General features: G+C 48.7%; 19 protein-coding genes and 2 tRNA genes. 11 read left to right on the forward strand and 10 right to left on the reverse strand.

The genetic code is table 11. The annotated features are described in order from the left end of the window. Positions 1-86 precede the first annotated feature (86 nt). The 4 genes from ACI0FJ_RS03090 to ACI0FJ_RS03105 form a co-directional block, all read right to left on the reverse strand. Positions 87-947 (reverse strand): damage-control phosphatase ARMT1 family protein, encoded by an 861-nt coding sequence (locus ACI0FJ_RS03090; RefSeq protein ID WP_424298829.1) that lies wholly within the window; start codon positions 945-947, stop codon positions 87-89. A gap of 176 nt (positions 948-1,123) precedes the next feature. Next, positions 1,124-2,248 carry a metal-dependent phosphohydrolase gene (locus ACI0FJ_RS03095; protein ID WP_424298832.1) on the reverse strand — a complete coding sequence of 375 codons (1,125 nt, stop codon included), beginning with the start codon at positions 2,246-2,248 and terminating at the stop codon, positions 1,124-1,126. Between the two features lie 142 nt (positions 2,249-2,390). Continuing rightward, positions 2,391-3,080 (reverse strand): cysteine peptidase family C39 domain-containing protein, encoded by a 690-nt coding sequence (locus tag ACI0FJ_RS03100; protein WP_424298835.1) that lies wholly within the window; start codon positions 3,078-3,080, stop codon positions 2,391-2,393. A gap of 34 nt (positions 3,081-3,114) precedes the next feature. Further along, positions 3,115-4,455 carry a hypothetical protein gene (locus ACI0FJ_RS03105; protein ID WP_424298838.1) on the reverse strand — a complete coding sequence of 447 codons (1,341 nt, stop codon included), beginning with the start codon at positions 4,453-4,455 and terminating at the stop codon, positions 3,115-3,117. A gap of 517 nt (positions 4,456-4,972) precedes the next feature. Between ACI0FJ_RS03105 and ACI0FJ_RS03110 the strand changes: the two genes are divergently transcribed. Together ACI0FJ_RS03110 and ACI0FJ_RS03115 are read left to right on the forward strand one after the other, a co-directional pair. Then, positions 4,973-5,407, forward strand: a complete 435-nt coding sequence (locus ACI0FJ_RS03110; RefSeq protein ID WP_424298841.1) for a response regulator — start codon at positions 4,973-4,975, stop codon at positions 5,405-5,407. Next, positions 5,388-5,894, forward strand: a complete 507-nt coding sequence (locus ACI0FJ_RS03115; protein WP_424298844.1) for a chemotaxis protein CheD — start codon at positions 5,388-5,390, stop codon at positions 5,892-5,894. The genes ACI0FJ_RS03110 and ACI0FJ_RS03115 overlap by 20 nt, the downstream gene beginning before the upstream one ends. A gap of 250 nt (positions 5,895-6,144) precedes the next feature. On the opposite strand, the gene ACI0FJ_RS03120 is transcribed toward ACI0FJ_RS03115, so the two are convergent. After that, positions 6,145-8,385 (reverse strand): AsmA family protein, encoded by a 2,241-nt coding sequence (locus tag ACI0FJ_RS03120; RefSeq protein WP_424298847.1) that lies wholly within the window; start codon positions 8,383-8,385, stop codon positions 6,145-6,147. A gap of 64 nt (positions 8,386-8,449) precedes the next feature. Here ACI0FJ_RS03120 and ACI0FJ_RS03125 point away from each other — a divergent pair, with 64 nt between their 5' ends. Further along, positions 8,450-9,316 (forward strand): pseudouridine synthase, encoded by an 867-nt coding sequence (locus ACI0FJ_RS03125; RefSeq protein ID WP_424298850.1) that lies wholly within the window; start codon positions 8,450-8,452, stop codon positions 9,314-9,316. Between the two features lie 66 nt (positions 9,317-9,382). Here the strand turns inward: ACI0FJ_RS03125 and ACI0FJ_RS03130 are convergent, their stop codons facing one another. The 3 genes from ACI0FJ_RS03130 to ftsY all read right to left on the reverse strand — a co-directional run bounded on the left by ACI0FJ_RS03130 (position 9,383) and on the right by ftsY (position 12,639). After that, positions 9,383-9,484, reverse strand: coding sequence for a MetS family NSS transporter small subunit (locus ACI0FJ_RS03130; RefSeq protein ID WP_424298853.1), 102 nt, complete (start codon positions 9,482-9,484; stop codon positions 9,383-9,385). 5 nt (positions 9,485-9,489) lie between these two features. Further along, complete coding sequence (locus ACI0FJ_RS03135; RefSeq protein WP_424298856.1) at positions 9,490-10,992, reverse strand: sodium-dependent transporter; 1,503 nt, start codon at positions 10,990-10,992, stop codon at positions 9,490-9,492. A gap of 180 nt (positions 10,993-11,172) precedes the next feature. Continuing rightward, positions 11,173-12,639 carry a signal recognition particle-docking protein FtsY gene (ftsY, locus tag ACI0FJ_RS03140; RefSeq protein ID WP_424298859.1) on the reverse strand — a complete coding sequence of 489 codons (1,467 nt, stop codon included), beginning with the start codon at positions 12,637-12,639 and terminating at the stop codon, positions 11,173-11,175. 181 nt (positions 12,640-12,820) lie between these two features. On the opposite strand from ftsY, the gene ACI0FJ_RS03145 reads away from it, so the two are divergent. From ACI0FJ_RS03145 to ACI0FJ_RS03155, 3 genes are all read left to right on the forward strand, one after another. After that, the gene (locus tag ACI0FJ_RS03145) at positions 12,821-13,822 is read left to right on the forward strand and encodes an asparaginase (protein WP_424298862.1); all 1,002 of its coding nucleotides are present in this window, start codon (positions 12,821-12,823) and stop codon (positions 13,820-13,822) included. Between the two features lie 91 nt (positions 13,823-13,913). Continuing rightward, positions 13,914-15,287 carry an asparagine--tRNA ligase gene (asnS, locus tag ACI0FJ_RS03150; protein WP_424298865.1) on the forward strand — a complete coding sequence of 458 codons (1,374 nt, stop codon included), beginning with the start codon at positions 13,914-13,916 and terminating at the stop codon, positions 15,285-15,287. Positions 15,288-15,444: 157 nt separating this feature from the next. Continuing rightward, on the forward strand, positions 15,445-16,362 hold the full coding sequence (locus tag ACI0FJ_RS03155; RefSeq protein ID WP_424298868.1) for a LysR family transcriptional regulator: 918 nt from the start codon (positions 15,445-15,447) through the stop codon (positions 16,360-16,362). 147 nt (positions 16,363-16,509) lie between these two features. Here ACI0FJ_RS03155 and ACI0FJ_RS03160 read toward each other — a convergent pair. Both ACI0FJ_RS03160 and ACI0FJ_RS03165 read right to left on the reverse strand, forming a co-directional pair. Then, positions 16,510-16,585 (reverse strand) — tRNA-Asn (locus ACI0FJ_RS03160). A 220-nt stretch (positions 16,586-16,805) separates the two neighbouring features. Further along, positions 16,806-16,881: transfer RNA gene (locus ACI0FJ_RS03165), tRNA-Asn, on the reverse strand. Between the two features lie 203 nt (positions 16,882-17,084). Between ACI0FJ_RS03165 and lysS the strand changes: the two genes are divergently transcribed. The 5 genes from lysS (at position 17,085) to ACI0FJ_RS03190 (ending at position 23,956) form a co-directional block, all read left to right on the forward strand. Beyond that, entirely contained in the window at positions 17,085-18,683 is a 1,599-nt protein-coding gene (gene lysS, locus ACI0FJ_RS03170; RefSeq protein ID WP_424298871.1) for a lysine--tRNA ligase, read from the forward strand. 74 nt (positions 18,684-18,757) lie between these two features. Continuing rightward, the gene (locus ACI0FJ_RS03175) at positions 18,758-19,987 is read left to right on the forward strand and encodes a lipoprotein-releasing ABC transporter permease subunit (RefSeq protein ID WP_424298874.1); all 1,230 of its coding nucleotides are present in this window, start codon (positions 18,758-18,760) and stop codon (positions 19,985-19,987) included. Then, entirely contained in the window at positions 19,980-20,669 is a 690-nt protein-coding gene (locus ACI0FJ_RS03180) for an ABC transporter ATP-binding protein (protein ID WP_424298877.1), read from the forward strand. Before ACI0FJ_RS03175 ends, ACI0FJ_RS03180 begins: the two co-directional genes overlap by 8 nt. Further along, positions 20,653-23,379, forward strand: a complete 2,727-nt coding sequence (bamA, locus tag ACI0FJ_RS03185) for an outer membrane protein assembly factor BamA (RefSeq protein ID WP_424298880.1) — start codon at positions 20,653-20,655, stop codon at positions 23,377-23,379. The genes ACI0FJ_RS03180 and bamA overlap by 17 nt, the downstream gene beginning before the upstream one ends. 43 nt (positions 23,380-23,422) lie before the next feature. Next, complete coding sequence (locus ACI0FJ_RS03190; protein ID WP_424298883.1) at positions 23,423-23,956, forward strand: OmpH family outer membrane protein; 534 nt, start codon at positions 23,423-23,425, stop codon at positions 23,954-23,956. Positions 23,957-23,963: the final 7 nt, after the last annotated feature.

Raw genomic sequence — 23,963 nt, forward strand, 5'->3', positions numbered from 1 at the left:
AAATGGTGTTGGATATTTTGGGTGATCCTTATGAAGACTATATCGGATCAATGCATTGCTGGAGGGGCGGCTGGCGACTTTAGGACTTAGGATTCCTGTAACATGAACATGGAACTGCCCAAGGGGCGGTCCAATTGGTCGCACACCACACTACATTTGGCTTTGAAAGCAAAAAAGATGGATCGTCGTGCTCGGTCATGTAGGGATTCGAAGTTTCCCTGGCCTTTGCTGAGAACGATATCTGCATTGTAATAGGCATCCAGAAATTCGGGCGTGCCCTGTGAGAGAATAGTGCCTGGGGCGGTACTGCCGGAAGGGATGACTTCGCAGAGCTTGTCCATGCCGACTATGCGGGCGTCTTCCAAGGTTGCGTCGTTGAGGACGGGCACACTGCGTACTGCATATGTGGTCTGCACCTTATGTTGGCGAAGCATTTCAACCAGAATCGTGTCCAGCCCAATTTCTCCGGCATTGTCCCCTAGAATTAGAAGTTTGGCTCCCGGCTGGAGAAGGCTGGTGAAACGTTCAACTGTGCCGTTGAGGAATTCCGTATTACGTTCCTTGGTTAAAGCTGTTTCCCAGTCGAACATCTGAGGTGGTCCATGGTCGATATAGTTTCCTATAATTGAAACATTGAGCGCCGTGCGCATGGGGTTTTTATCGCGTAGGACTGTGGAGCGCAGTTCGGGAAGAATCTCCAGGACGCGTTGATTGGCTTCTTTTTTGGCCTGAGCAAAAAGGTCTTCAGTTTCGAGAATCTCCGTTGCCATAGGGTAAAGATGCGCGGCCCATTGAGGGGGCGTTTCGGTAAAGTCCAGTTTGGACAGCTCCGCGCTCCAGGCACGGAGAAGTTCTTCATGCTTTTCCGGGGCATCCGGCATCAAGGAGCGGGCTGTTTTTAATCCCTGGTGTAAGAAGCATATGAGACAGTCGAGTTGTGGACGCATTCTTTACTCCGTTAAAGGAGAGTAAATACTCTTGATCGTCCCAAAACGCCAGATATAGCCTGGAAAGAAAATATGAGTTTCCCTTTACCACATGAGGGAAATAAGAAAAATATGAAGAGACTAAAAAGGCCCTTTCCACTCATGGTGGAAGGGGCCTCGAAAATGGAAGGAAATGGCTAAGCTGCTACAATGGATTTTACGGCTTTGGACAGTCCGGACATCCCCTGGGTGCTGTAGGTGTGGTACAGATCCATGATGGATGCCTGGGAGAAGACATAGTTGCGTAATTGATTAAATTTTTTTCCTTTGGAATCTTTTGGGGACAGACCGTACTCGATGATGGCAACTTTTTGTATTTGGGGAACAATCCACTGAGCCGCCGGAACGGTCAAAATGTAATCGTGATCGCCAAGGTGGGTTACAAATCCTTCCATGCGGCGCGGCATTGGAAGCGTGTCTCCATGTGCGGAAAGCATGCCGTATTTTACAGGAGAAACACCGGCAATCACACAAGCAGCTTTTATCCAGCCAACAACTTGCTCTTCATCTTTTGGTGTACGCGGGTGATTATGAGCGCATGCCTGGGCAACACAGATTTCCGCAGGGATTCCGCGTTTGATGGATTCGGCCACGCTCAGTACATGATGGGCACCTGTTCCGGCTATCCGTTGTTCTGGAAGTGATGAACCGTCTTCCTGCCACTGGAAAACCCACGGTTTGTGCAGGTCGTGAAGAATCTGCGAAGCCAAAACAGTATCTTGGTCCAGGTCGAAGGAATAAATATCGCGGTAGCCTTCGTATAGTGCTTGAGAAACCAGTGTGTTGAGTGCGGTATGTGTCACAAGGCCACCAGGGTACGCATGGTGACTTCCGTAGCCGCTTCCCGGTGCGGAAAGAAATGGCTGGGGGCTTTTTTCGACACTTTGAGCAGGGGGCAGATATTTTTGTTCGGACACACCGGTGAGGAGTCCTCGTTTGCCAAGCTCCTGATATACCTCCGTCCGTTCAGCTTGCCCAATTCCCTTGAGGAGAGTTGGCGCGGGATTGTTCAGAATCGTTTGGACAGCTGAACGTATCTCCTGATTTTTGATAGATGAAACACGGTGTTGCAGGGCTTTCCACGCGCGTTGAACTTTTTCCGAAGCCTGGGCCATTTGTTCGGGGGACATGGCTTGGCATTCATCAAAACTGACTGACTTTGGGGCGGCCTTGGCAGGAGAGGGGAAGCCTCCAACAGTTAGAGCTGCCACGGAAGCCACTGCACCCAGACGCAGAACTTCTCTACGGTCGATTGAAGTCATGGTTATGTTCCTCCGGTAGTGATCGAATAAAGCGTTTTTTCACCCTTGCGATCAAATATATTGTAGAGGAGCATTCCACGTTGAGAAGGAGTTACCTTTTTAAGAAAATATGGTGCCGATCGTGATCCATGGTTGTAACCAATCAGGGAGCCTCTACCCCTTCTTTGGGGTAGAGAATGAAAAGAGAGCGCTCAACCATTCCCTTTTGGGGGGTACACAGATGGGCCTGCCAGTGCTGAAGAAATTTTTTTGGCGGAATTTTGTACACACCCTTGGTGGGATCATGTAGCAGGAATGCCGTAGGGGAATAGCCTGCAACCACAACGCTGCAATAAGCATCCGGTCTGGAACTGTGAAAGCTGCGGACATTGGCAATAGGAGCAACTCCCGCATTTAAAAGTTTGCGGACATCGTCCAGTGTAGCGTCTTTTACGAATTTCATTCGGCTGAAACCATATGATCGGGCTGCCCGTTCCAGTCCGTCCATATCGTTGCCACATTCTTGGAGCACCTGCCTGAAAGTCGTTCCTGAACGCTTCCATACTTCCTTTTTATGATAAGTCTTGACGTCGTATGATCCCATTACCATTGCCAGACTGGTCGGGCCGGAAGAGTAGTTATCCCTCTGCAGAATAACCGGTACTTTGAGTGTCATTGCCTGGTGGGCGGATGGAGCATTCTTCACGAAATCTGGCAGTGTCACAGCGCCGAGTTGAGGGTTTGTTTCTCGTTGAAAAACAGGAGGTTCTTTTTCATGTGTTGAGCAGCTGCACAAAAGGGACAACATCACCGCGAGTATAAAAAACGATCCAGATATATGAATACGGGCCATGGTGATCTCCTTGGTTGGAAGAAAATTACTTCTATTATCGGTTGCCTATCTTTTTGAGCCATGAGGACACCGCACCTGCGAGTACTGGGGCCAGCTGGTCTAGGTTCGGTGGGTTTGAAAAAGAGTCTGCAGTTTTGTTGGAACAGCTGCAATCTATTGCCACAAATTCTGCTTCGGGCTGGGTGGCGAGGAAATCGTGAACTCTGGGCATGATATCGTGGGCGGCGATGACCAGGGACGGCTGTTTGAGCAACGGCTTGATTTTTGCGTTTTCTGCAGATTCAATACATTGAGGGGATAGTACGGTAAGAACGCACTTCGGGTTTTGAGGGGATTCGGCACAGGCGATCAAAGCCGGGAGAAATCCTTCCTGTGTTCCCCATATTCCGATTCGGTGGGCATCCACTCCTTCGGTCTGACTTAGAAATTCATGCGCGGTAAGAATATCCGAGGCGATTTGTTGTGGCGTGGAATGTATAAAATTTCCACTTGAATCGCCGCAACCACGTGCCTTGAATGACAGAAAGGCATAACCATGCACAGCCATTAGCCGGGCCAATCCTGTCGCCATGCGTGATTCTTCACATCCTCCTCCCTGAGCCCACACGATGCCCGGCTGAAGTTTGTCCGGCACCCGAGCTTGTGTAGAAACATCTTTGTGGCGGGTCAGCATGCCGGATATGATGTTGTCGCCATTGAAAAAGACGACCTCGGTTTCCTCCAATTTGACCTTGTCTGCCATGATCGCTGGTTTGTTTTCCGGTATCCACATAAGGCGGCTGGTCCAATTGACCAGTGGGTTTTGGTCCATATCGTCTTTAACTGGCATGAAAAGTACGACCCCACGGACCGGTTTTTCATGTTCAGCATCCGGTCCGTACGTATAGTGCAGAATTTCCTTACGCCAGAGATGGTGCAGCCTCCCCGATTTTGAATCAAACAGGATAAAGTCATTTGGCTTCTCTGGAGAGGAAAGGATGCTGACAAAATGCCCAGGGGCAACAATGTAGTGTCCTACAAAGTCATTTTTGGCATAATCCGGCGAGATGAGGCTTCTCCATGTCATATGGTGTTTGGCTGTAATTTGTTGGACAACTTTTCTGTGCTGTGCCGGAATGTCACTGAGTGACTGTTGTTTGCTTGGGGCGACTTCTCTGTAATAGTGTGTCTTATGTTGGAATTTGGATGCGGCCTTTGACTTGGGCTCGACAGCTTTTGGGCGGGGGAAAGGAGGGTGAGGAACTGTAGTTGAGACTGGGGGAATGAGGTGATGCTCTGCGATTACAGCTGGTTGTGGTGTGGATATAATAAGTGGCTGGGGCTTTGGGGTTTTCTCTGTGGGAATGGTGGATTGCAAAGTGACGAGATCACACATAAGAGGGACTACTTTGACTTGGTCTACTGGCGAACTCTGTAGCTGCAGTAAAGTGATTACCACTGCAGCATGAACCACTGCTGAAAGTGTCAGGCATATCAGGAGCAGGAAGGGGACCCCCTTCTTGGAGCTGAGGGGCTTTTGAAGTTCGGCATGTGTGTGTAGCATGACTTGTGGTAAATCCTGTCGGCCCCTATGATGACGTCGCTAGGGCAGGGAAGTATGCGGACAGAACATTTCTTCCTCCTATCTGACGCTATCCACGGCAGTTGGACAACCGGGCCGATCATATGTGCATCGATCAATCTACCTTTTACTAAATATAATACCTTTTTTTCTTTCTATGTGCCATGAGGAAATTATAATAGCTCATCTTACCTCTTTGCAGAGAATCGGGAATGTAAGAATAGACCTTTGTGAGGAATAGGGGTAATTTTTGTTCAACGCTCCTTCGATATGTACTCATCTATATTTGCTGTAACGTGGGTAGAGGCTTTGAACACTGATCAGGAGGAGTATGGTGTTACGTTTTTTGATTGCAGATGATTGCAACTCGGTTCAACAATATCTGCAAACCATCATGAAAAGATACGGCGAATGTACTGCTGCCTGGAATGGGAATGAAGCCGTGACGTTGTTTGGGGAAGCTCTTGATGAAGGCCGACCTTACGATGCCGTATTGATGGATATTATGATGCCTGTGATGGATGGCTTGAGTGCAGTATCCGCCATACGGGACATTGAACAAAAACGCCTTCCTGAGTCTGAAAAGGGTGTTAAGATTATCATGGTCTCCTGTCTGAGTGACTCCAAGCATATGGTGACTGCACAGTATGAGTGCGGTGCCGATGCATATTTGACCAAACCTTTGGAAATCGAAGCCCTTATCGAGTCACTTCGTAATCTGCAGATTATTGAGAACAACGTCACCGATGAAGAACATTGCGTGTGAGCTAAAAGCGCTTCCCGAAGCTTATCTGAAAGTTGGGGAAGGCGGCATTTACGAATCTCCCTGTGTGGTGAAAACCGTTCTGGGAAGTTGCGTATCCGTGAGTTTTTTCTCTCATAATTATTCTGTGGGAGGAATTTTCCACGCTTTGCTGCCGGGGACCGGCATGGCGTTGAGCGGTGTCAGTTTGGCTGAACGCTACAGGTTTGTTGGGCCTGCCATCGAATACATTTGTAATGAAATGCTGAAGCGTGGAATTCGTAGGGATCAAATAGAAACCAAGGTGTTTGGTGGGGCTTCGGTTATGCAGAGCGGCTTTAACGTGGGGCGCCGTAATGTGGAAGAGGCCTACAGCATATTAGAAAAATTGCACTTGCGTGTTGTGGCCTCCAATGTGGGAGGGGAGTTTGGTCGAAAACTGCTGTTCAGAAGCGACACAGGCGAAGTTTTCCTTAAACGACTTTCCAATCGGTCGGCCTGCAATTTTTGATATCCTCGTCGCCACAGGCTTATGTAAATTTATCCCCGCTTGTGCATTCCAAAAGTCGAAATGGCCCGCGAGTAATGGAACAGGACTCACTCGGGAGAGTCACCCTGCCAAGTGAGTCGTGAAGTGAAGTCTTTCTGCGTTGTACTTCTTGATCCAATGTCAGCTTCCATTTTTGGGCTTTCCCTGGGTTTCTTACCAGCAAAACCAGGGAGTGCCGACATGGATTTTGGTGATCTTACTTGTTTCCAATTTATTTTTTACTTCCTCCGAACAGGTTTATTATACCTTTGGTTCCTTCACGAAGGATGTCCACAGCGCCTTTCCCCACGTCACCCCCGGTTTTTACACTTTTTTCTAGGATTGACCCGACTCTTTTGACCGTATTCATGAGAATGCGGCTTGTGTTCACCGTGATGTGAGGATCAGTGAGAGGTCCTTCGACACTTATGGGCACGACCATAATCTGGAGGTCAGCGTCGAAAGTCATGTCCATGCGCTGTGTGGCGAGGTCAATACTCCCCGTTCCGTCTATACTTGCATTGTGTGTTTTGACTTTGATGTTGCGGGTTGTAGCAAGGCCGTCTTTAATATCAAAGTCTACTCCTACACGTTCAAACTCCGTCAGGTTGGGCACATCTCCGGCAGGGGGACTATATCCTTTCTGCCTGTCGAAACGTCCCGGCTCCAGGCGGAATCCTCGTATATAGCCATCAAGGGCGGCTAAGGAGATTTTTCCATCCAGCTTGGAGAGCATATCAATATATTTGCTGCCTTTAGCCTGCAGGTCCATATTCAATCCGGCCGATCCTCCTGCTGCAGGAGTCTTCATAAAGCTGCCGAGAGTCTTTTCCAGATCAAGCTGCTTGAGTTTGAGCACCAAACTGCTCAGAGGCGTTTTAAGACTCGCATCGACAACTACATCTGTATTGAGCGTGCCTTGAAAAATATTCAGGCTCAGCGGGGACAAAGCTACTCGACCGTTTTGGGCGGTAACACGGGCTTCGATATTGTTTGTCGGAATTTTGTAGACTCTGAGTTTTCCAATTTTCAGCTGTCCGTCCACGTCGAGCGACTTGAGAAGTTCCACCGGAAGCTCTGCGGATTCTTTGGCATTTTTGTTTGACGAAACGTCTGCAGTAGGACTTGATGTGACTTTCTCAGATTTTTTGGACGGTAGATACCTATCTACGTCCAAAGCGTCGGCATTTAGGTCGAAAGTCAGGGAAGGCAGACCGGCAGTTTTGGAAAAATGGGCCGCGGTCATTTGTCCTGTGAAAACGGTATCGTCCAGGTGAACGGTTAAAGATTCAATCACAGCTTTGTCAGCTCCATAGCTGAACTGCAGGTTGGCTTCCATCTCCGTAAGGGCTTTGGGATCCATCGCATCCAGTGGGGGGAGAGCCATTGCCTTCATCAGGGCCTTCGGTGAAAAATTATCTAGCGTGATGACTCCGTTGACTACCGGTGAGGTAAAAAGTTTTTTGCCGTTGAAAGTCCCTGTTAACGACAGGTTGTTGTACACATCTGCTTTCAAACAGGTCACTACAATCGTTTGTTGCAGCCAGTTCAGAACCATATTTGCCGCAAGTGCTGCATCAATTCTTTCACCGGGAATCGGTCCGCCTTCGAGTGTCGAAGCCAGTTCAAGGTTCTTCAGCTCCGCCAAGCCGGTCTTCCAATCGGCTTTGAGGTCGCCGGTCAGTTTCAGCTTGCCGGAAAGTGGCTTCTTTTCTGGTTGTTGAAGGCTCATTCGCTGCAAATCGATATCGATTTGGGTTCCCTTGCAAAGTATTGTGTTTTCGGACAGTTCAAGCGTAATTTGTGAGGTCAGATTCATTATCGCCTTGATGTCCGGTTTCGCGCTATCCACAGCCATGGAAAGACTGGCGGTAAATGGTTCAGACAGGTTACTGCCGGTAACCTTCATATTGATGGAGCTTGCCGTGTACTTTTCTTTTTTTTGTTGGTCTTCCCAGGTTATTTCTGCATCTGAAATTTCCACACCGCGTACGCTTATGGATTTAATAGAGAATTGGTTTTCAGATGTACTTTTTTTTGCCTGGTCCGAAGTTGAAGTTTCTGCCTGTTTTTCGTGCAAATCCATCCAGTTGGACTTGCCGGAACTATCCTTGCCCAGGTAGAGTTGCAGCCCCTTGAGCAGACACGTCTCCACCACAATTTCACGACTGAGCAAGGGGATGAGGCCGACTTTGACGTCGGCTTCCTTGATACGTGTCATGGGGACCTGGCTGAACCATGGGGCATTTCCAAGGCTTACTCGGTTCAGACGAAAGCCGATCCAAGGAAAGAAGGAAAGTTCAATATCACCTTCAACCTGGAACGTTCTCCCTGTTGCCTCTTGTACCGCTTCTTCTACTTGAGGTTTGTAGTCGTTGGGATTGACCACCATGGGGATAATTATAACGGCGGCCACACAGATAATAAGTAGAGAGGCGGCCAACACGACGAGAATTTTAATTGTTTTGTTCATATGCCGCTCCATATGTCGGCTTTTTTGATTAAATTACTAATTTCAACAATACGTCTTCTTCATCATGGTAACGCCAAATCAAAAACAATACGAGCTTTTGCTCGCAGTTGCCCAGCCCCAAGTCCAATGGCGGTTGGATAAGTTTCTTTCCCTTCTTTTTCCTGATATGAGCCTCCGAGGCCGCCGCCGTCTGATTGAGCAGGGCAGGGTAGAGGTGAATGGGCAGAAAAAAAAGTCGGGGTACCGTGTGTTCAACGGACAAACGGTGGGGATTTTGCCAATTCTTCAAAATGTGTGTGCGGCGCCGTATGTTTTGTCCAGAGAAAATGGTTTTGTAGCTCTCTACAAGCCAGGGGGGCTCCATACGGTAGCGCTTTCCGGAGGCGGTGGCGAAAGTCTGGAAAAACAGATGGGCAGGCATGAAGATATGGGCACCCTTTGTCTTCTCAACCGGCTTGATCAACCAACTTCCGGGATTGTTATGGCTGCGGAGTCGCACGAAGCTGCTCTTCGCTACAAAGAGTATGAAGCGACAGGACGAATAGTAAAAACATATTATGCACTGGTGACTGGGGATCTGGAACAAGCTGTCACACTTCGTTTCACCCTGGATACCGAAAACCGTAAGAAAACCCGAGTGCTCAACGAAGAAAACACAGACGCCAGGCGTTGGACAAGTGTCGAGCCTTTATATCGGGATGCTTCAAAGCATACGACGTTGGTACGGGCAATCATCCATAAGGGAGCTAGGCATCAAATTCGTGTGCATTTGTCCCACCTGGGGCACGCCATTATAGGTGATACATTGTATGGGGAGGGGGAGGGCGCTTCAGGCTTGTATCTTCATCATGGCAGTATTGTTTTTCCTGGATTTTCTGCCCATTGTGTACCTGCCTGGAAGGAGGAAGTGCCTTGGAATTTTTCGGAATAAACTGTGGAACTGAATAAAAAAGGCCCCGGAGTGCAGCAGCATTCCGGGGCCTTATTGTAGCTATTTCTACTTTTTTTTAGTCTTTATCGCCAAGCGGATGCAGAACATAGCCCCGCCCCACGTAAGAATCAAGCCGAAGAGCATCATGATGATTGCGCTTGTGGTCATTGTATTTACCTCCACAAGGATTGGTCGACTACAGCATAGTTACTGTCTATCGCTTTCTTATTGTGCAAGAATAAAGCAAGTAAGACAAGTATGCCCAGCACTCCCCATCCGTAATACAGTATTGCCTTGTCTGAGTAACCACCATAGTTGGCGGATAAGTCACCTATGGCGTTGCAGATACTCATGTAGCCCAGCACGATGGGGGTCACAAAACGAAGACAAAAGGTCCATGCCTTACCGACTCTGAACTCGGAAATTGCGTTGACATGTTCCCGCATTACATCCAACCGGCAAATCCAGCTCAACAGAATGATTTCAATCAATCCGCAGAAAAGAATGCCGAAATTGTTTATAAAATGGTCCACAATATCTAATAACAGCAAGCCCCCCTGTGTGGTGAAGACAATGCTGAAGATGATTGAAGGAATGCATATCAAGGCGACACCCCGCCTGTGAGAGCAGCCAAATTTATCTGTAATGGCCGACACCATGGGCTGGACAATCGAGATAAGTGAACTCAATCCGGCAACCGTCAGGGAAAGAAAAAACAACGTCCCGAAAAAAACGGGGGCAGGCAGAGTGTTGATGGCAGTGGGAATAGTGATAAACGCCAGACCAACACCGGAGCTTACCACTTCATCAACTCCTACACCTTGTTTGGCTGCCATATGGCCCAAGATACCGAAGATCATGATGCCAGCAAGGAGGGAGAATCCGCAGTTGATGAAGACCGTCATACAGGCATTGTTGTTGATATCAGACTTTTTAGGCAGATAACTGGCATACGTAATCATAATGGAAAAGCCGATGCTCAGTGTGTAGAAGATTTGCCCGTAAGCATCGGTCCATACATGGTAGTCCATAATTTTGGAAAAGTCTGGTTTGAACAGCCACTGGAGGCCATTCATCGCCCCATCTAATGTCAGGGTGCGCCCAATAATGAGCAGAACCATAAAGAAAAGCAGGGGCATGAATATCTTGCTGATTTTTTCTACTCCGTTCCGCACCCCCATATGCAACACACCCCAGGTAATAATCCAGGCCATCAGTGTTGTAATGAGTATTCCAGTCTGGATGCTTCCCAGTTCCAGAGGGGATGAGCTTAAGTGCAGATACTGATTAAAAAAGAAGTCCTTTGGCGCATTCCCCCATGCCTGTGTAAGGGAAAAGAACGTATACGAGATAGCCCAGCCAATGACAGCAACATAATAAATACCAATAACGAATGTAATGCCAATCTGCAGCCACCCAAGCCATTCCCATTTCTTAGATATGGATGCAAAAGTTTTGGGAGCTGAACCACGAAATTTGTGTCCAAGCCCGAATTCAAGAATCATGAAAGGGATGCCCGCTGTGAGCAAGGCAAAAATATAAGGAATAAGGAATGCTCCACCACCATTTTTAAAGGCAATGTAGGGGAAACGCCAGATATTCCCCAGGCCGATGGCAGAGCCTACCGCGGCCAACACGAACCCGGCACGAGAGCCCCATGTTTCGCGTGTGCTCATTGGAAACCGTCCAATACATTAAAATTTGAAAAGATATTCACAAGCCTCTGGGGTGGGGGCATAGTCAAGAATAGGTGGAAAGTCCAGAAATTGAAGCGGATTGGTTAAAAAACGGGCGGTAAAAGTCCGTTTTTTTTCCGGGGTCGAGGATTTGACCCCGGAATTTTGCGAAATAGAAAATTAAGAAAGAAGTGCCTGGGCAAAATCTCCTCCGTCAAAAGGACGAAGGTCTTCCATCTTTTCTCCCAAGCCAACGAACGTAATCGGAATTCCAAACTCCAGGGCAATCGCCACCACAATGCCGCCCTTGGCGGTGCCATCGAGTTTTGTCAGAACTATTTCGTCCACACCCACGGCCTCGTCGAAAAGCTTGGTCTGGGAAATAGCGTTCTGCCCTGTAGTGGCATCTACCACGAGGACGCAACGATGCGGTGCACCTTCGTGCTGTTTTCCGGCAACCCGTCGGATCTTTTTCAGTTCTTCCATCAAATTGACTTTGGTATGGAGGCGTCCCGCGGTATCGAGCAGCACGAGGTCGTACCCGTTTTGCTTGGCATACTCTATGGCTTCATAAGCGACGGCTGCAGGATCGGAATTTTCACCTTTGGCATAAAATCCGGTTCCAACACGCTTCGCCCATACTTCCAGCTGTTCAATGGCTGCCGCGCGAAAAGTATCTCCCGCTGCTATCAGCACTTTGCGGCCTTGCATTTGAGCACGGTGGGCGAGTTTGGCGATAGTGGTGGTCTTTCCTACTCCGTTGACACCGACCATCATAATGACTTCAGGCGGATTGACAGCACTGATGCGACGTTTTCCCTTGAACAGATCAGCAAGTTCTTCGTGCAGAAGTTCCTTGAAGCAAGAAGGATCGTCGGAACCTGATTTGCGGACGCGTTCTTTCAGGTTTTCGACAAGTTTCATTGAAGGTTCAAATCCCACATCAGCCATAATCAATATTTCTTCCAGTTCTTCCCAGAAGGCGTTGTTTATGGAGTCGTGGGACGTAAGCAGACTTTCGATACGGCGGGTTATGGTTTCCCGCGTTTTTTCGAGGCCTTCTGAAAGTTTGAGGAAAAGACGTGACCGCTCGTCTTCTTCGTCCTCAAGGTCAAGTGCAAGAGCCAGACGATATTGGAGCTCGGAGCGGAATTCCTCTACCGCTTCATACTCCATATCATCGAGCCATGCTTGAAAACGAATGATGAAGTCGTCGGCTTCCGTTTGTGGTACTTCCAGAGCGTGCATGAGAAAAGCCAAACGCTCCCACAAAACGTCGTCAGCCTTGCTTATTCCTTCGAGGATAAGGTTAAGCCACACGGAAAGGCGTGGTTCGGCTTCCCGTAAAGACAAGAGGAGGGATGTCTGCCACGGGGGCATTTCCCCCGTGCCCTGTTCGGAAACGTGGGACGCAGGCTTTTCGGCAACATCTTGAATTTGTGGTTCGGCAGGCGCAGATGGGACAGGATCGGAAACCGGTGGCGTCTCAATTGTTTCCGTCTCGGGGAGTTCTTGGTGAAATTCCTGTTTCGCTGTTTGGGGACTTGGAGCTTCTGGAATTCCCTGTTCTTTTTTATATTCGTCTACGGCATTGTCGAGCCGAGAATCCACATCCCAAAGTTTTTTTATCTTGGAGAAAAATCCCATATAGAGTCCTTGCTTCAAGGGTTTGTCGCGTAACAGGCTGATACATTCAAAGCGCGCCGGGCGCAACCGGTGGCTGATAGGGGTGGGTTTTTCCTATACGGCAGTGTTTGTTCCTTATTGACGGAGGTGTGCCCCTGGTATACCACGGCCATTAAATAACAGCCAGTATGAGGATTCGACCATGCAGCAACATACCAAAAAAAAAGTAGCGGTATTTTTTACCGGCGGGACGATCGGCATGCGTGCCGAAGGGGAAGAAGGCAGTGTTGTGCCCGCCGTGGATTTGCAACAACTGATGGCTGATTTGGGTAAGCTGCCTGAAAGTATCACGCTTGAACCCTACCCCTGGTCGAATTTTCCAAGCCCACACATGACTCCTGAACTGATGTTCAAGCTTGCCCGTGATGTGGACGGCGTTCTTGAAAAATCGGACATCTGCGGGGCTGTCGTGACACATGGCACTGACGTTATGGAAGAAAGTGCATATATGATGGATGTAACGCTACGTTCCGACAAGCCGGTTGTCTTTACCGGTGCCATGCGCAGTTTTGGGGAGCCTGGTTACGACGGTATCCGTAATCTGAGGTCGGCCATTTTGGCATGTGCCGGAAACATCCCCAGCGAGATGGGGGTGCTGGTGAGCATGGCGGATAGATTTTTTGCGGCAGGTGAGGTGACTAAAATTCACTCCATGAACATCAATTCTTTTGATGCACCAGGAGCCGGTCCTGTCGGGATAATCGTCGGTGAGAAAGTGCATATTCGACGTTGCCCGGTGCGCAGGCGGTCCTGCAAAACGGATTTGATAGAGCCCAAGGTCGATCTTATTTCCTTTTGCCCTGGCATGGATGGACATTTTATTGCCAGTGCTTTGGAACACGGAGCAAAGGGACTTGTCGTCCAGGGATTCGGAGCTGGAAATGTGCCTTTGAGGGTACAGGAACCACTCTCCCGAGCCGTGAAGTCCGGGGTTGTCGTAGTGCTGACATCCCGTTGTATTGAAGGCGGGGTTTGGCCAATATATGGGTATCCAGGGGGAGCTGCCGATCTTAAACGCCATGGGGTTATCATGGGGGGCGATATGCCAGCGCAAAAAGCACGTATTCTGCTCATGGCGGCGTTGGGGCAGGGGCTCAACACAGAAGATATACGGAAATTTTTTGAAGAAACTCCCAGAGTATAGTTTTCTGGGAAAATCAGACTGAGTGCATTCATGCTGTAAAACAATGCGTAAATGCACCTACACAACATTTTCTGACGCAAGGAGCGGGAGAATGCAGAAACTTAGAGTAAAGGCGGCGCTCGAGGCGAGCGCGTCTCAAAGCGGCGTCATCATTCAGGGGTGGGTACGAACCCGGCGCGACAGCAAAGATTTTTCATTCATGGAAATCAATGACGGCTCTTGCCTGAAAGGGATTCAGGTCGTCGTCGATGCAGGGACTCCCGGGTACGACCAAATCAGCGAATTCGCCACTGGAGCAGCTGCGGAAATTGAAGGAGATCTGGTTGAATCACCCGGCAAAGGCCAGAAGTGGGAGGTCAAAGCTACAACAATAAAACTCATTGGAGCTGCTCCTGAAGAATATCCCCTCCAAAAGAAACGGCATTCTGATGAATTTCTCCGGTCAATCGCACACTTGCGCGGGCGGACAAATAAATTCGGAGCAATGTTTCGTATTCGTTCCGAAACTGCCAAAGCTGTGCATGACTTTTTCCATGAAAACGGCTTTTTCAACATGCATTCGCCAATTCTGACAGGATCGGACTGCGAGGGGGCCGGAGAGATGTTCCGCGTCACTACGCTGGATTTGCATAATCCGATTCCAAAAGATTTTGATACAGAAGACTTTTTCGGGAAGGAAGCCAATCTTACTGTTTCCGGACAGCTCTCTGCGGAAACCTATGCACTTTCTCATGGTCGAGTATACACCTTTGGGCCGACCTTCCGAGCGGAAAATTCCAATACGGCGAGACATGCTGCGGAATTTTGGATGATCGAACCCGAAGCGGCCTTTTTTGATCTGGAAGATAACATGCAGCTGGGTGAAGACCTGCTCAAATATATCATCAAACGGGTTCGGGAGCAGTGTGCCGACGACTTGGAATTGTTCACCAAGTGGGTGGACAAAACATTGGAAGCCACGCTGGATAACATCCAAAACAATCCATTTGAGCGTGTGTCCTATACCGAGGCAATTGAAATTCTCCAAAAAGCCCAAAAGAAGTTCGAATTCCCAGTGGAATGGGGCATTGATCTTCAGACAGAACATGAACGTTTTCTTACGGAGACCGCGTTTAAAAAACCTGTCATCGTTTATGATTATCCCAAGGACATCAAAGCGTTCTACATGCGGCTCAATGATGATGAAAAAACAGTCGCAGCCATGGATGTGCTGGTCCCCCGTATCGGGGAAATAATCGGTGGATCACAGCGCGAAGAACGGTTGGACGTTTTGGAGCGTCGCATTGATGAACTTGGGCTGAACAAAGACGACTACTGGTGGTACCTGGACCTGCGGCGTTTTGGGTCGGCCCCGCATTCCGGTTTCGGCATGGGCTTTGAGAGGCTGCTCATGCTTATCACCGGCATCACCAATATCCGTGATGTCATCCCGTATCCCAGAACGCCAAAGAGCCTGGATTTCTAAAGTCATCACGGAATTTATTTCATTACCAGCCGAACAGCCCGGGAGATGCTTTCTTTCGGGCTGTTTCTTATGGTGCTGTGAGCAAAATATACATCCAATTGATCCATATGTATCTTATTGCTAAAGTGCAAAAGTGATATGAAAAGGATACTGTTTTATGAGCATGCGACGCTTGCAGTATTTTATTGCGGTGGCAGAAGAGCTTCATTTTGGCAGGGCGGCTGAAAGGCTGCATATGGCCCAACCTCCGCTGAGTCAGCAGATACGTAAACTTGAGGAGGCTCTCGGAGTCGCCCTGTTCATCAGAACCAATCGCCGAGTGGAGTTGACCGAGGCGGGCAAAGCGTATTTGGGAGATGTTCGGGAGATTTTAAGCCGACTGGAGCACGCCGGCGAAAGAGCCAAGTTGGTTGCCGAAGGACTGGAAGGGGAACTCGAACTTGGTTTTGTGGCCCCCTCTATGGATGGCCCCTTGCCCATGATAATACAGCAGTTTCGGAGCGCTCATCCGGGGATTTATTTGCAACTCAGAGAAGCAGGGACTCCAAAGCTTTTGGAAATGATGGCGGCGCAGCATCTCGACGTCGCATGCATCCGTTATTTCGACCAGGATCTGTATGGAGCCGAGGCCGTCATTTATCAGAGAGAACCGTATGTGCTCGCTGTGCCGACAGGGGATCCGTTGGCTGAAAAAACGAGCATAGAACTTTCTGACTTGGAAGAAAAACCGTTGATATTGTTTCCCAGGAGAACCAATCCTGTTTTGCACGATTGCTTTCTAAGTGCCTTTCAATCAATGCATGTTACTCCTGTGCTGCGGCAAGAGGCTCAAAGCAAACATACAATGGCTGCGCTTGTCGCAGCTCAAATGGGGGTAGGGTTCGTCCCTTCGTCCATGACACGTTCTCCAAGAGAAGGGGTGATCTACCTTCAGCTTGGAGAGATTACTTCGAAATTGCTTCCTCAGGTAGAACTGGCTGCCGTGTATCGTCCAGAATCAAGCTCGGTTGTGCAGAGCTTTGTACAAGCCATTTGGGATTTTGTTGGGAGTGCAGGTCGGGAAGAAGGAGAGTAGAGAGTCTTCAGGCAAAAAAAAGATAGTAAAATTAGTATGTTGAGAGGCATAGCTGAAAAGTCGCAGTAAGGATTTTCCCCAAAAAAAAGGCCCTGAAAAACTTCAGGGCCTTTGAAATATTTGAATCATCTGTTGATGATTTTCTTCTGGCTCCCCGGGGGTGACTCGAACACCCAACCTAATGGTTAACAGCCATCCGCTCTGCCGATTGAGCTACCGGGGATCAACATCTCGTTTCCGTCGATGCGGAGAAAGCTTCTAGCTATTCATGGCGGCGGTGTCAAGAGTTCTTTGTGCTCTATTGAACTTTTTTTAGGAGCCGGGCCATCACAAAAGTGCTGTCCCGCAAAGAGGACTTCTTTCTGAAACACGACCAAAGAAAAAGGCCCTGAATAACTTCAGGGCCTTTGAGATATTTGAATCATCTGTTGATGATTTTCTTCTGGCTCCCCGGGGGTGACTCGAACACCCAACCTAATGGTTAACAGCCATCCGCTCTGCCGATTGAGCTACCGGGGATCAACATCACGTTTCCGTCGATGCGGAAAGAGCTTCTAGCTATTCAGGACGATGGCGTCAAGCGAAAAAATAAAAGAAGGTAAAAAAAGTTTGCTGAGCACTTTAAATGAGGCTCAAAGGCGGTTCTGCTCCTGATTTCTTGACGCACACAGCTAATTCGCATACGCATTGCGGGTTCAAGGTTTTAATCATTTCTTGGGAAAATGGGACTTTCTACATTGAGCCAGAATCAAGACAAAAAACAGAAAATCAAGCTTCGGACCAAGTCCGAAAATGTGGCCCGCTTCATGCCTATGCTTGAAGTATTGGATGCCAAAGATGAACTCAACGAAGTCATGAAAAGCCGTGTGGAAAAGGCGGTAGGTATCCTGGATGAGGGTGTCTCGCTTTTTCCTAACACTTTTCGTAAGGATACTGACATTCAGAGTATCCTTTCCAAATATGAGAATGTCGACAACGAAGAGCTGGAAAAGTCCGAGGACAAATTCAGCATTGCCGGTCGTATCATATCGTTGCGCTCCTTCGGCAAGGTTACTTTCCTTCATCTTTTGGATAGAACCGCTCAACTGCAGGTCTTTGTTCAGAAAAGTGAGCTGGGTGACGACGCGTACAAAGTTTTCCGCAAGTTCGATATCGGTGATATCGTCGGAGTAAAGGGCGATCTGTTCCGTACCAAGACAGGCGAGCTTACCCTTACAGCGGAATCCATTGAGCTTCTGACCAAATCCATGCGTCCGCTGCCTGAAAAATGGCATGGTCTTAAGGATGTGGAGACCCGTTACCGGCAGCGGTATGTTGACCTTATCGTCAACGAACGCGCTCGGGAAATTTTTAAAGCTCGTACTGCCATCGTCAGCGAAATTCGTAAATTTCTTGATGAGCGGGGTTTTCTGGAAGTTGAAACTCCTACTCTGCAGTCCATCCCTGGCGGTGCCACGGCCAAACCGTTTGAGACGCACCACAACGCCTTGGATATGCAGCTTTTTATGCGTATAGCCCCGGAGCTGTACCTCAAGCGCCTGTTGGTAGGCGGTTTTGAAAAGGTTTATGAAATAGGCCGTAACTTTCGGAACGAAGGTATTTCTACCCAGCATAACCCGGAATTCACCATGTGTGAGTTCTACTGGGCGTATGCCGATTTTTACGATCTTATGGACCTTACGGAAGAGCTTTTTGCCGCCTGTGCCCGCCGTGTTACCGGCGGTACGGTTGTGCCGTATCAGGAGTACGGAGATATTGATCTCACTCCTGGCAAATGGCATCGCTACACGTTCCACGAATCCTTGGAAGTCATCGGAGGCCTGAAAGCCGACTTTTATAATGACTTTAAAGCCGTTGAAAAACACGTCAAGGAACGTGGGGAAAAGGTCTACGATGGGGACCGCTTAGGAAAAATTCAAGCCAAGCTTTTTGACATGTATGTCGAACCGAAGCTGGTTCAGCCGACATTCATCTACGAGTATCCTACTGATATATCCCCACTTTCACGCCGAAAGGAAGGGAACCCCGAGGTCACGGACCGCTTTGAGCTGTTTATGACCGGGCGTGAAATGGCTAATGCCTTTTCCGAACTCAACGATCCCATTGATCAGTTGGGACGTTTTCTTGCCCAGGTGGCGGAAAAAGAGGCCGGTGATGAAGAGGCACATTACATGGACATGGACTATGTCCGCGCCCTTGAATATGGAATGCCCCCAGCTGCCGGCCAGGGAGTCGGTATCGATAGGCTGGTCATGTTGCTGACCAACAGCGCAAGTATTCGGGAAGTCATTCTCTTCCCGCTGCTGCGATCGGAAGGTTAGTCCTTTGGTTTTATCCGCCGCCGGAAGAACTTTCCGCGCTGGCCATACCGAGCGGACCTCCGCAATGTAGGCTCATGAAATTCGAGCTTTTTGTCGCCTTTAGATACCTTCTGGCGTTGCGCAAACAGGCTTTCATTTCAGTGATTTCCTTGTTTGCTATTCTCGGGGTATGCCTGGGTGTGGCCTCTTTGATCGTTGTCATCGGTGTGATGAACGGTTTTAGTCATGACCTGCGGGACAAGATCGTAGGTGTTAATGCCCATGTGATTGTTTCCAGCTTTTCCTCTCCTCTTAGAGATTATCAGGAGATTGAAAAGCAGGCTCTTGCTGTTCCCGGTGTGGTTGGAGCCACCCCCTTTGTCTACTCGGAGGTTATGCTTTCAACCCCTCGCGGTGTGAAGGGGCTGGTTCTGCGTGGCATTGACCCGACAACGGCAGGAAATGTCCTGAGCCTTGCAAAGGATATGCAGAAGGGATCTTTACAGTCTCTGGCAGAGGCTAAGCCGCTTCCCGGAATAATTGTTGGCTCCGAACTGGCAAAGCGTTTGGGGCTTTTTGTCGGCGCACGGGTGAATCTGTTATCTCCTGCTGGTAAAAAAACATCGGCCGGATTTGTTCCGACAGTCAAAATTTTCAGGGTTGTCGGGATCTTCCGGACTGGAATGTACGAGTACGATTCGTCTCTTGGCTATGTGTCCGTTGCCTCCGCCCAAAAGCTTATCGGGCTTGCAGCCGATCAAGTAACCGGGGTGGAGCTTCGGCTGGACAACATTGACCATGCCGAACCTATTACTTTGGAATTGCGCAAGGTCTTGAGCGGACGTCCGTTGTACGTACGCAACTGGATGGAAATGAACACCAACCTCTTTGCCGCGATGAAACTTGAAAAAACAGCTATGTTTATCATCCTTGTGATGATTGTTCTGGTTGGTTCTTTCAGCATCGTGACCACTCTCGTGATGTTGGTTATGAAAAAGAGGCGCGACATCTCCATTCTTATGTCTTTGGGGGCCACCAAAGAGCGAATTCAACGCATTTTTTTGCTTCAGGGAACTATCATCGGCGGTTTGGGAACCCTTTTGGGGTACGCCGTCGGAATTCCTTTGAGTCTCTTGCTCGAAAAATATCAATTTATTCAACTACCCAAAAACGTCTACCCGGTGGATACTCTGCCTGTTCTTCTCGACCCTCTAGACCTTACGATGATAGGCGTGTGCGCGTTCATGCTGTGCTTTTTGACCACGCTGTATCCGGCACGCAAAGCCTCGCAACTGGATCCCGTGGAGGCTCTCCGCTATGAGTAGCCGTACATTGTATCAGGTGCGGGACTTGTGTAAGAGGTATCAGGCGCCGGGAGAAACAATTCAGGTTCTCAAGGGAATCGATCTGGACGTTCTTCAAGGTGAATCTCTGGCTATAATGGGTGCTTCAGGGTCTGGCAAAACGACACTCCTGCATCTTTTGGGAACTCTTGATACTCCTTCTGATGGGAAAATAGAGTTTAATGGACGGGATATAACTAGTCTCGACGCTACTGCCAGGGCCAGTATACGAAACAGCGAAATCGGATTTGTTTTTCAACTTCATCATCTTTTGCCAGAGTTCAATACTTTGGAGAATGTGGCCATGCCCGGACTTATCAAGGGAATGGCACGGGAGAGGGCGCTGGAAAAGGCAGCCAAATCTTTGGCTTTAGTAGGAATGGAGCAACGTGAAAGGCATAGCGTGACCACCCTTTCGGGTGGGGAACGCCAGAGAGCTTCTATTGCACGGGCGATTTTTATGGAACCCCGCGTGCTTTTGGCTGATGAACCCACTGGGAGCCTTGATGAAAAGACAGGAAGGCTGGTGGGCGATTTAATGCTGTCGTTGAATTCCGATTTCAACATGACGCTTATCGTCGTAACGCACAATGGCGAACTGGCCCGCAACATGGGGCGACGACTCGAACTGATTTCTGGAGAACTGCATGCGCATCCCCTGTAATGTTTTCAAAATTCTGCTGGTGGCTTTTGTTCTGGGACTCTTTGTCCCTAAGGCAGGATTTTGCCTAGAGGACGAAGTCGCCAATACAAAAATTATTGTACTGCCGTTTCAGATCAATGCCGAGTCCGGCATGCAATACCTGCGGGACAGTCTCCCCCAGTTGTTGGCCGACCAGCTGAAAGACAAGGGGTTCAGCGTTGTTCCCAATAAGGAAATGGAACAGCTGATCAAAGATAAGAACGTCGGGTTTCTTGATTTACGGATGGCTCGGGATTTGGCTTTGTTGTCCAAAGCCGGATATGCCCTTTACGGCAGTTTGAGCCAGGTAGGCGACACGCTCAGCTTGGATGCCCGGTTGGTTGATGCCTTTGGATTGCGTCCGGACAAGCCTCTGTTTGTTGTAAAAAAAGGACTCATAAATATCCTGCCAGCAGCAGAAGAACTGGCAACCGGTGTTCAGCTGGAAATAATGCGCAAGGATAAGATTGCCCGCATTGACGTGCAGGGGAACAAGGTATTGGACAAAGAAGTTGTCCTGTACCGCATTCAAACGCAAAAAGGGGATGTGTACGATCCCAAGCTCATTAACGAAGATCTGCGTACAATTTATGAATTGGGATATTTTGACGACGTTCAGATTAAGCTGACTGATTCCCCTGAAGGCAAGGTTCTCACTTTCATAGTAAAGGAAAAACCACGCATTCAAGCCGTTGTCATTAAAGGGAATGACGATATGGATACTGATGACATTCTGGAAGTCATCAACTCCAAGCAAGGGGGAATCCTGAACCAAAAGGTCTTGGCAGAAGACCTCGACAAAGTTCGGGAACTCTACCGTAAGGATGGGTACTACCTTGCCAAGGTGGACCATAAGATTGTTGAAACTGGAAAAGGGCAGGCCCGTCTTGAACTTACCGTCAAGGAAGGGGAGAAGCTCTATATTACGGATATCAGTATTGAAGGCGCCAAGCAGCTTGATCCTGACGATTTGAAATCCGAACTTGCTTTGGCTGAACGTGGGATGTTTTCTTGGATCACCGGTTCGGGCGTGCTTAAGGAAGAATTGCTTGAGCGCGATGCCGCTGCTTTGGAAGCTTACTACGCCAACCGGGGTTTTATTGATGCCAAAGTTGGTCAGCCGGAAGTAGAATTTAAAGAAGATGGTATCCACATTATTTTCAAGGTGCAGGAAGGAGATCGTTACAAGGTCGGGAAAATTACCTTTACCGGCGATTTGCTTGAACCGGAAAATGTTCTCAAAGAGCAAATCGGCTTGGACGAAATCCAGGAAGATGACGGATATTTTGATCGCTCTGTATTGCGCTCCGACCTCAACAGGTTGCAGCAGTTCTATATGGATTATGGCTACGCTTTTGCCGAAGCCGATGTTGCCATGAATCCCCATAAGGATACAAAGACGGTTGATATCGAGTTCCGGCTGAAGAAACAGCGCAAGGTTTTTGTTCGTCGGGTTATGATCGAAGGCAACGTTCACACTGCTGATAATGTCATTCGCCGTGAGATTCTGATCGGTGATGGTGACAGGTACAGTGGTTCTCAGCTTTCCAGGTCCATGGTTCGCTTGAACAAACTGGATTTTTTCAAAGCTGTTGATATCGAACCTGTTCCCACGGGTGACCCCTCCCAGCTTGACCTTAAAGTTAAGGTTACGGAAAAACCTACCGGCAACATCTCTGGCGGCGTAGGCTACTCCAGTCTGGATAGTTTTTACGTTGGCGGCACGGTTGAAGAACAAAACCTCTTTGGCCGTGGCTATTTCCTGGGGATCAGCGGGCAGGTTGGGGGGAGACAATCACAGTTCAAGATCAGCTTTACCAACCCTCATGTCTACGATTCCAAAATGCTCATGGGTGGTGATATCTATTGGGTAACTCGAGACTGGGATAGCTACGACCGTGAGGCTATAGGAGCTAAAGCTCGTTTTGGTTATCCCTTGGGCGAGTATACTGATTTGTATTGGGGCTACCGTCTGGAGCGTTACAAAATTTCCGATGTGGAAAGTGACGCTGCAAAAGTCATTCGTGACTTTGAGGGCACGAACCTTGCCAGTATTCTTAATGTAGATGTTGTTCGTGATACGACCAATGACAACTTCCTGCCCACCGTGGGAACGGTCAACAAGATCAGCGCAGAATATGGTGGTGGTCCCATTGGAGGCAGTGAAGACTTTATTCGGTTGAAATACACAACCAGCTGGTTCAAAAAGTTGATGTGGGGCACCGTGTTTCACATCAAAGGAGCCGTTGGTTACGCAATGAAAAACGAGAGTGGGAGCGACATTCCGCCTTGGGAACGCTTCTATCTTGGTGGCATTGATACCGTTCGCGGATATTCCGGCGATAAGATTTCTCCCAAAGATCCTGAATCTGGAGACCGGATCGGTGGTAGCAAGGAGTTTTATGCCAACGTGGAATACCTCTTCCCTGTGTATACGGAAATGAACATCATCGGGTTGGTCTTCTTTGACGCAGGCAATGCTTGGGACGATGATGAATCCTTTTTCGACGATGTTCAGCGTAGCAGTGAAGAGAACACCAAAACTTTTGGACTGTACAAAAGTATAGGTCTGGGAATGCGTTGGAAATCGCCGTTCGGACCGCTCCGGTTTGAATACGGTTATCCGTTGGACGACCTGAAGGGAAGCGCCAGCCACGGTCGTTTTGAGTTTAGTGTTGGCGCTACGTTCTAAGGATTTGTTAGTTAACTAAACCTGGCATTGCAGGAGTTATGTAATGAAAAAGTGCACGTTGTTTGTAGCGTTGCTGGTATTTGCTTTCGCTTCCATGGCCCATGCTAAAGATGTGAAGATCGCCGTATTGAACATGCAGAAGATCATTGAGACTTCTGAACCTGGCAAGCAGGCCATGCAAGAATTGAAAGCAAAATTCTCGCAGGTTCAAAAAGATCTGGAAGCCCAGAAAAATAAAATCGAGGGCATGCGTGACGAACTCCAGAAGCAGAGCCTTGTTCTCTCGCAGGAAGCAAAGCAGAGCAAGGAATTCGAAATGCGCCGCATGGTTCGTGATTTTCAGGACAGCTATCAGAATTACCAGCGTAAAATGGGTCTTGAGCAGAAGAAAATCAGCGAGCCCATCCTTAAGGCCCTGGTCGACGTGGTCAAGGCTTACGCTACCAAGAACGGCTACACCCTGGTCATCGACAAGAATAACAGCGGCCTGCTGTATACTGCCGATAGCGTTGAAAAAACCAATGAAGTCATTGTTGAACTGAACAATGCCTGGAAAAAGAAACAAGCCAAGAAGTAGGGCGGAT

It is taken from the genome of Desulfovibrio sp. 7SRBS1 (genome assembly GCF_049723905.1).
Taxonomy (GTDB): domain Bacteria; phylum Desulfobacterota; class Desulfovibrionia; order Desulfovibrionales; family Desulfovibrionaceae.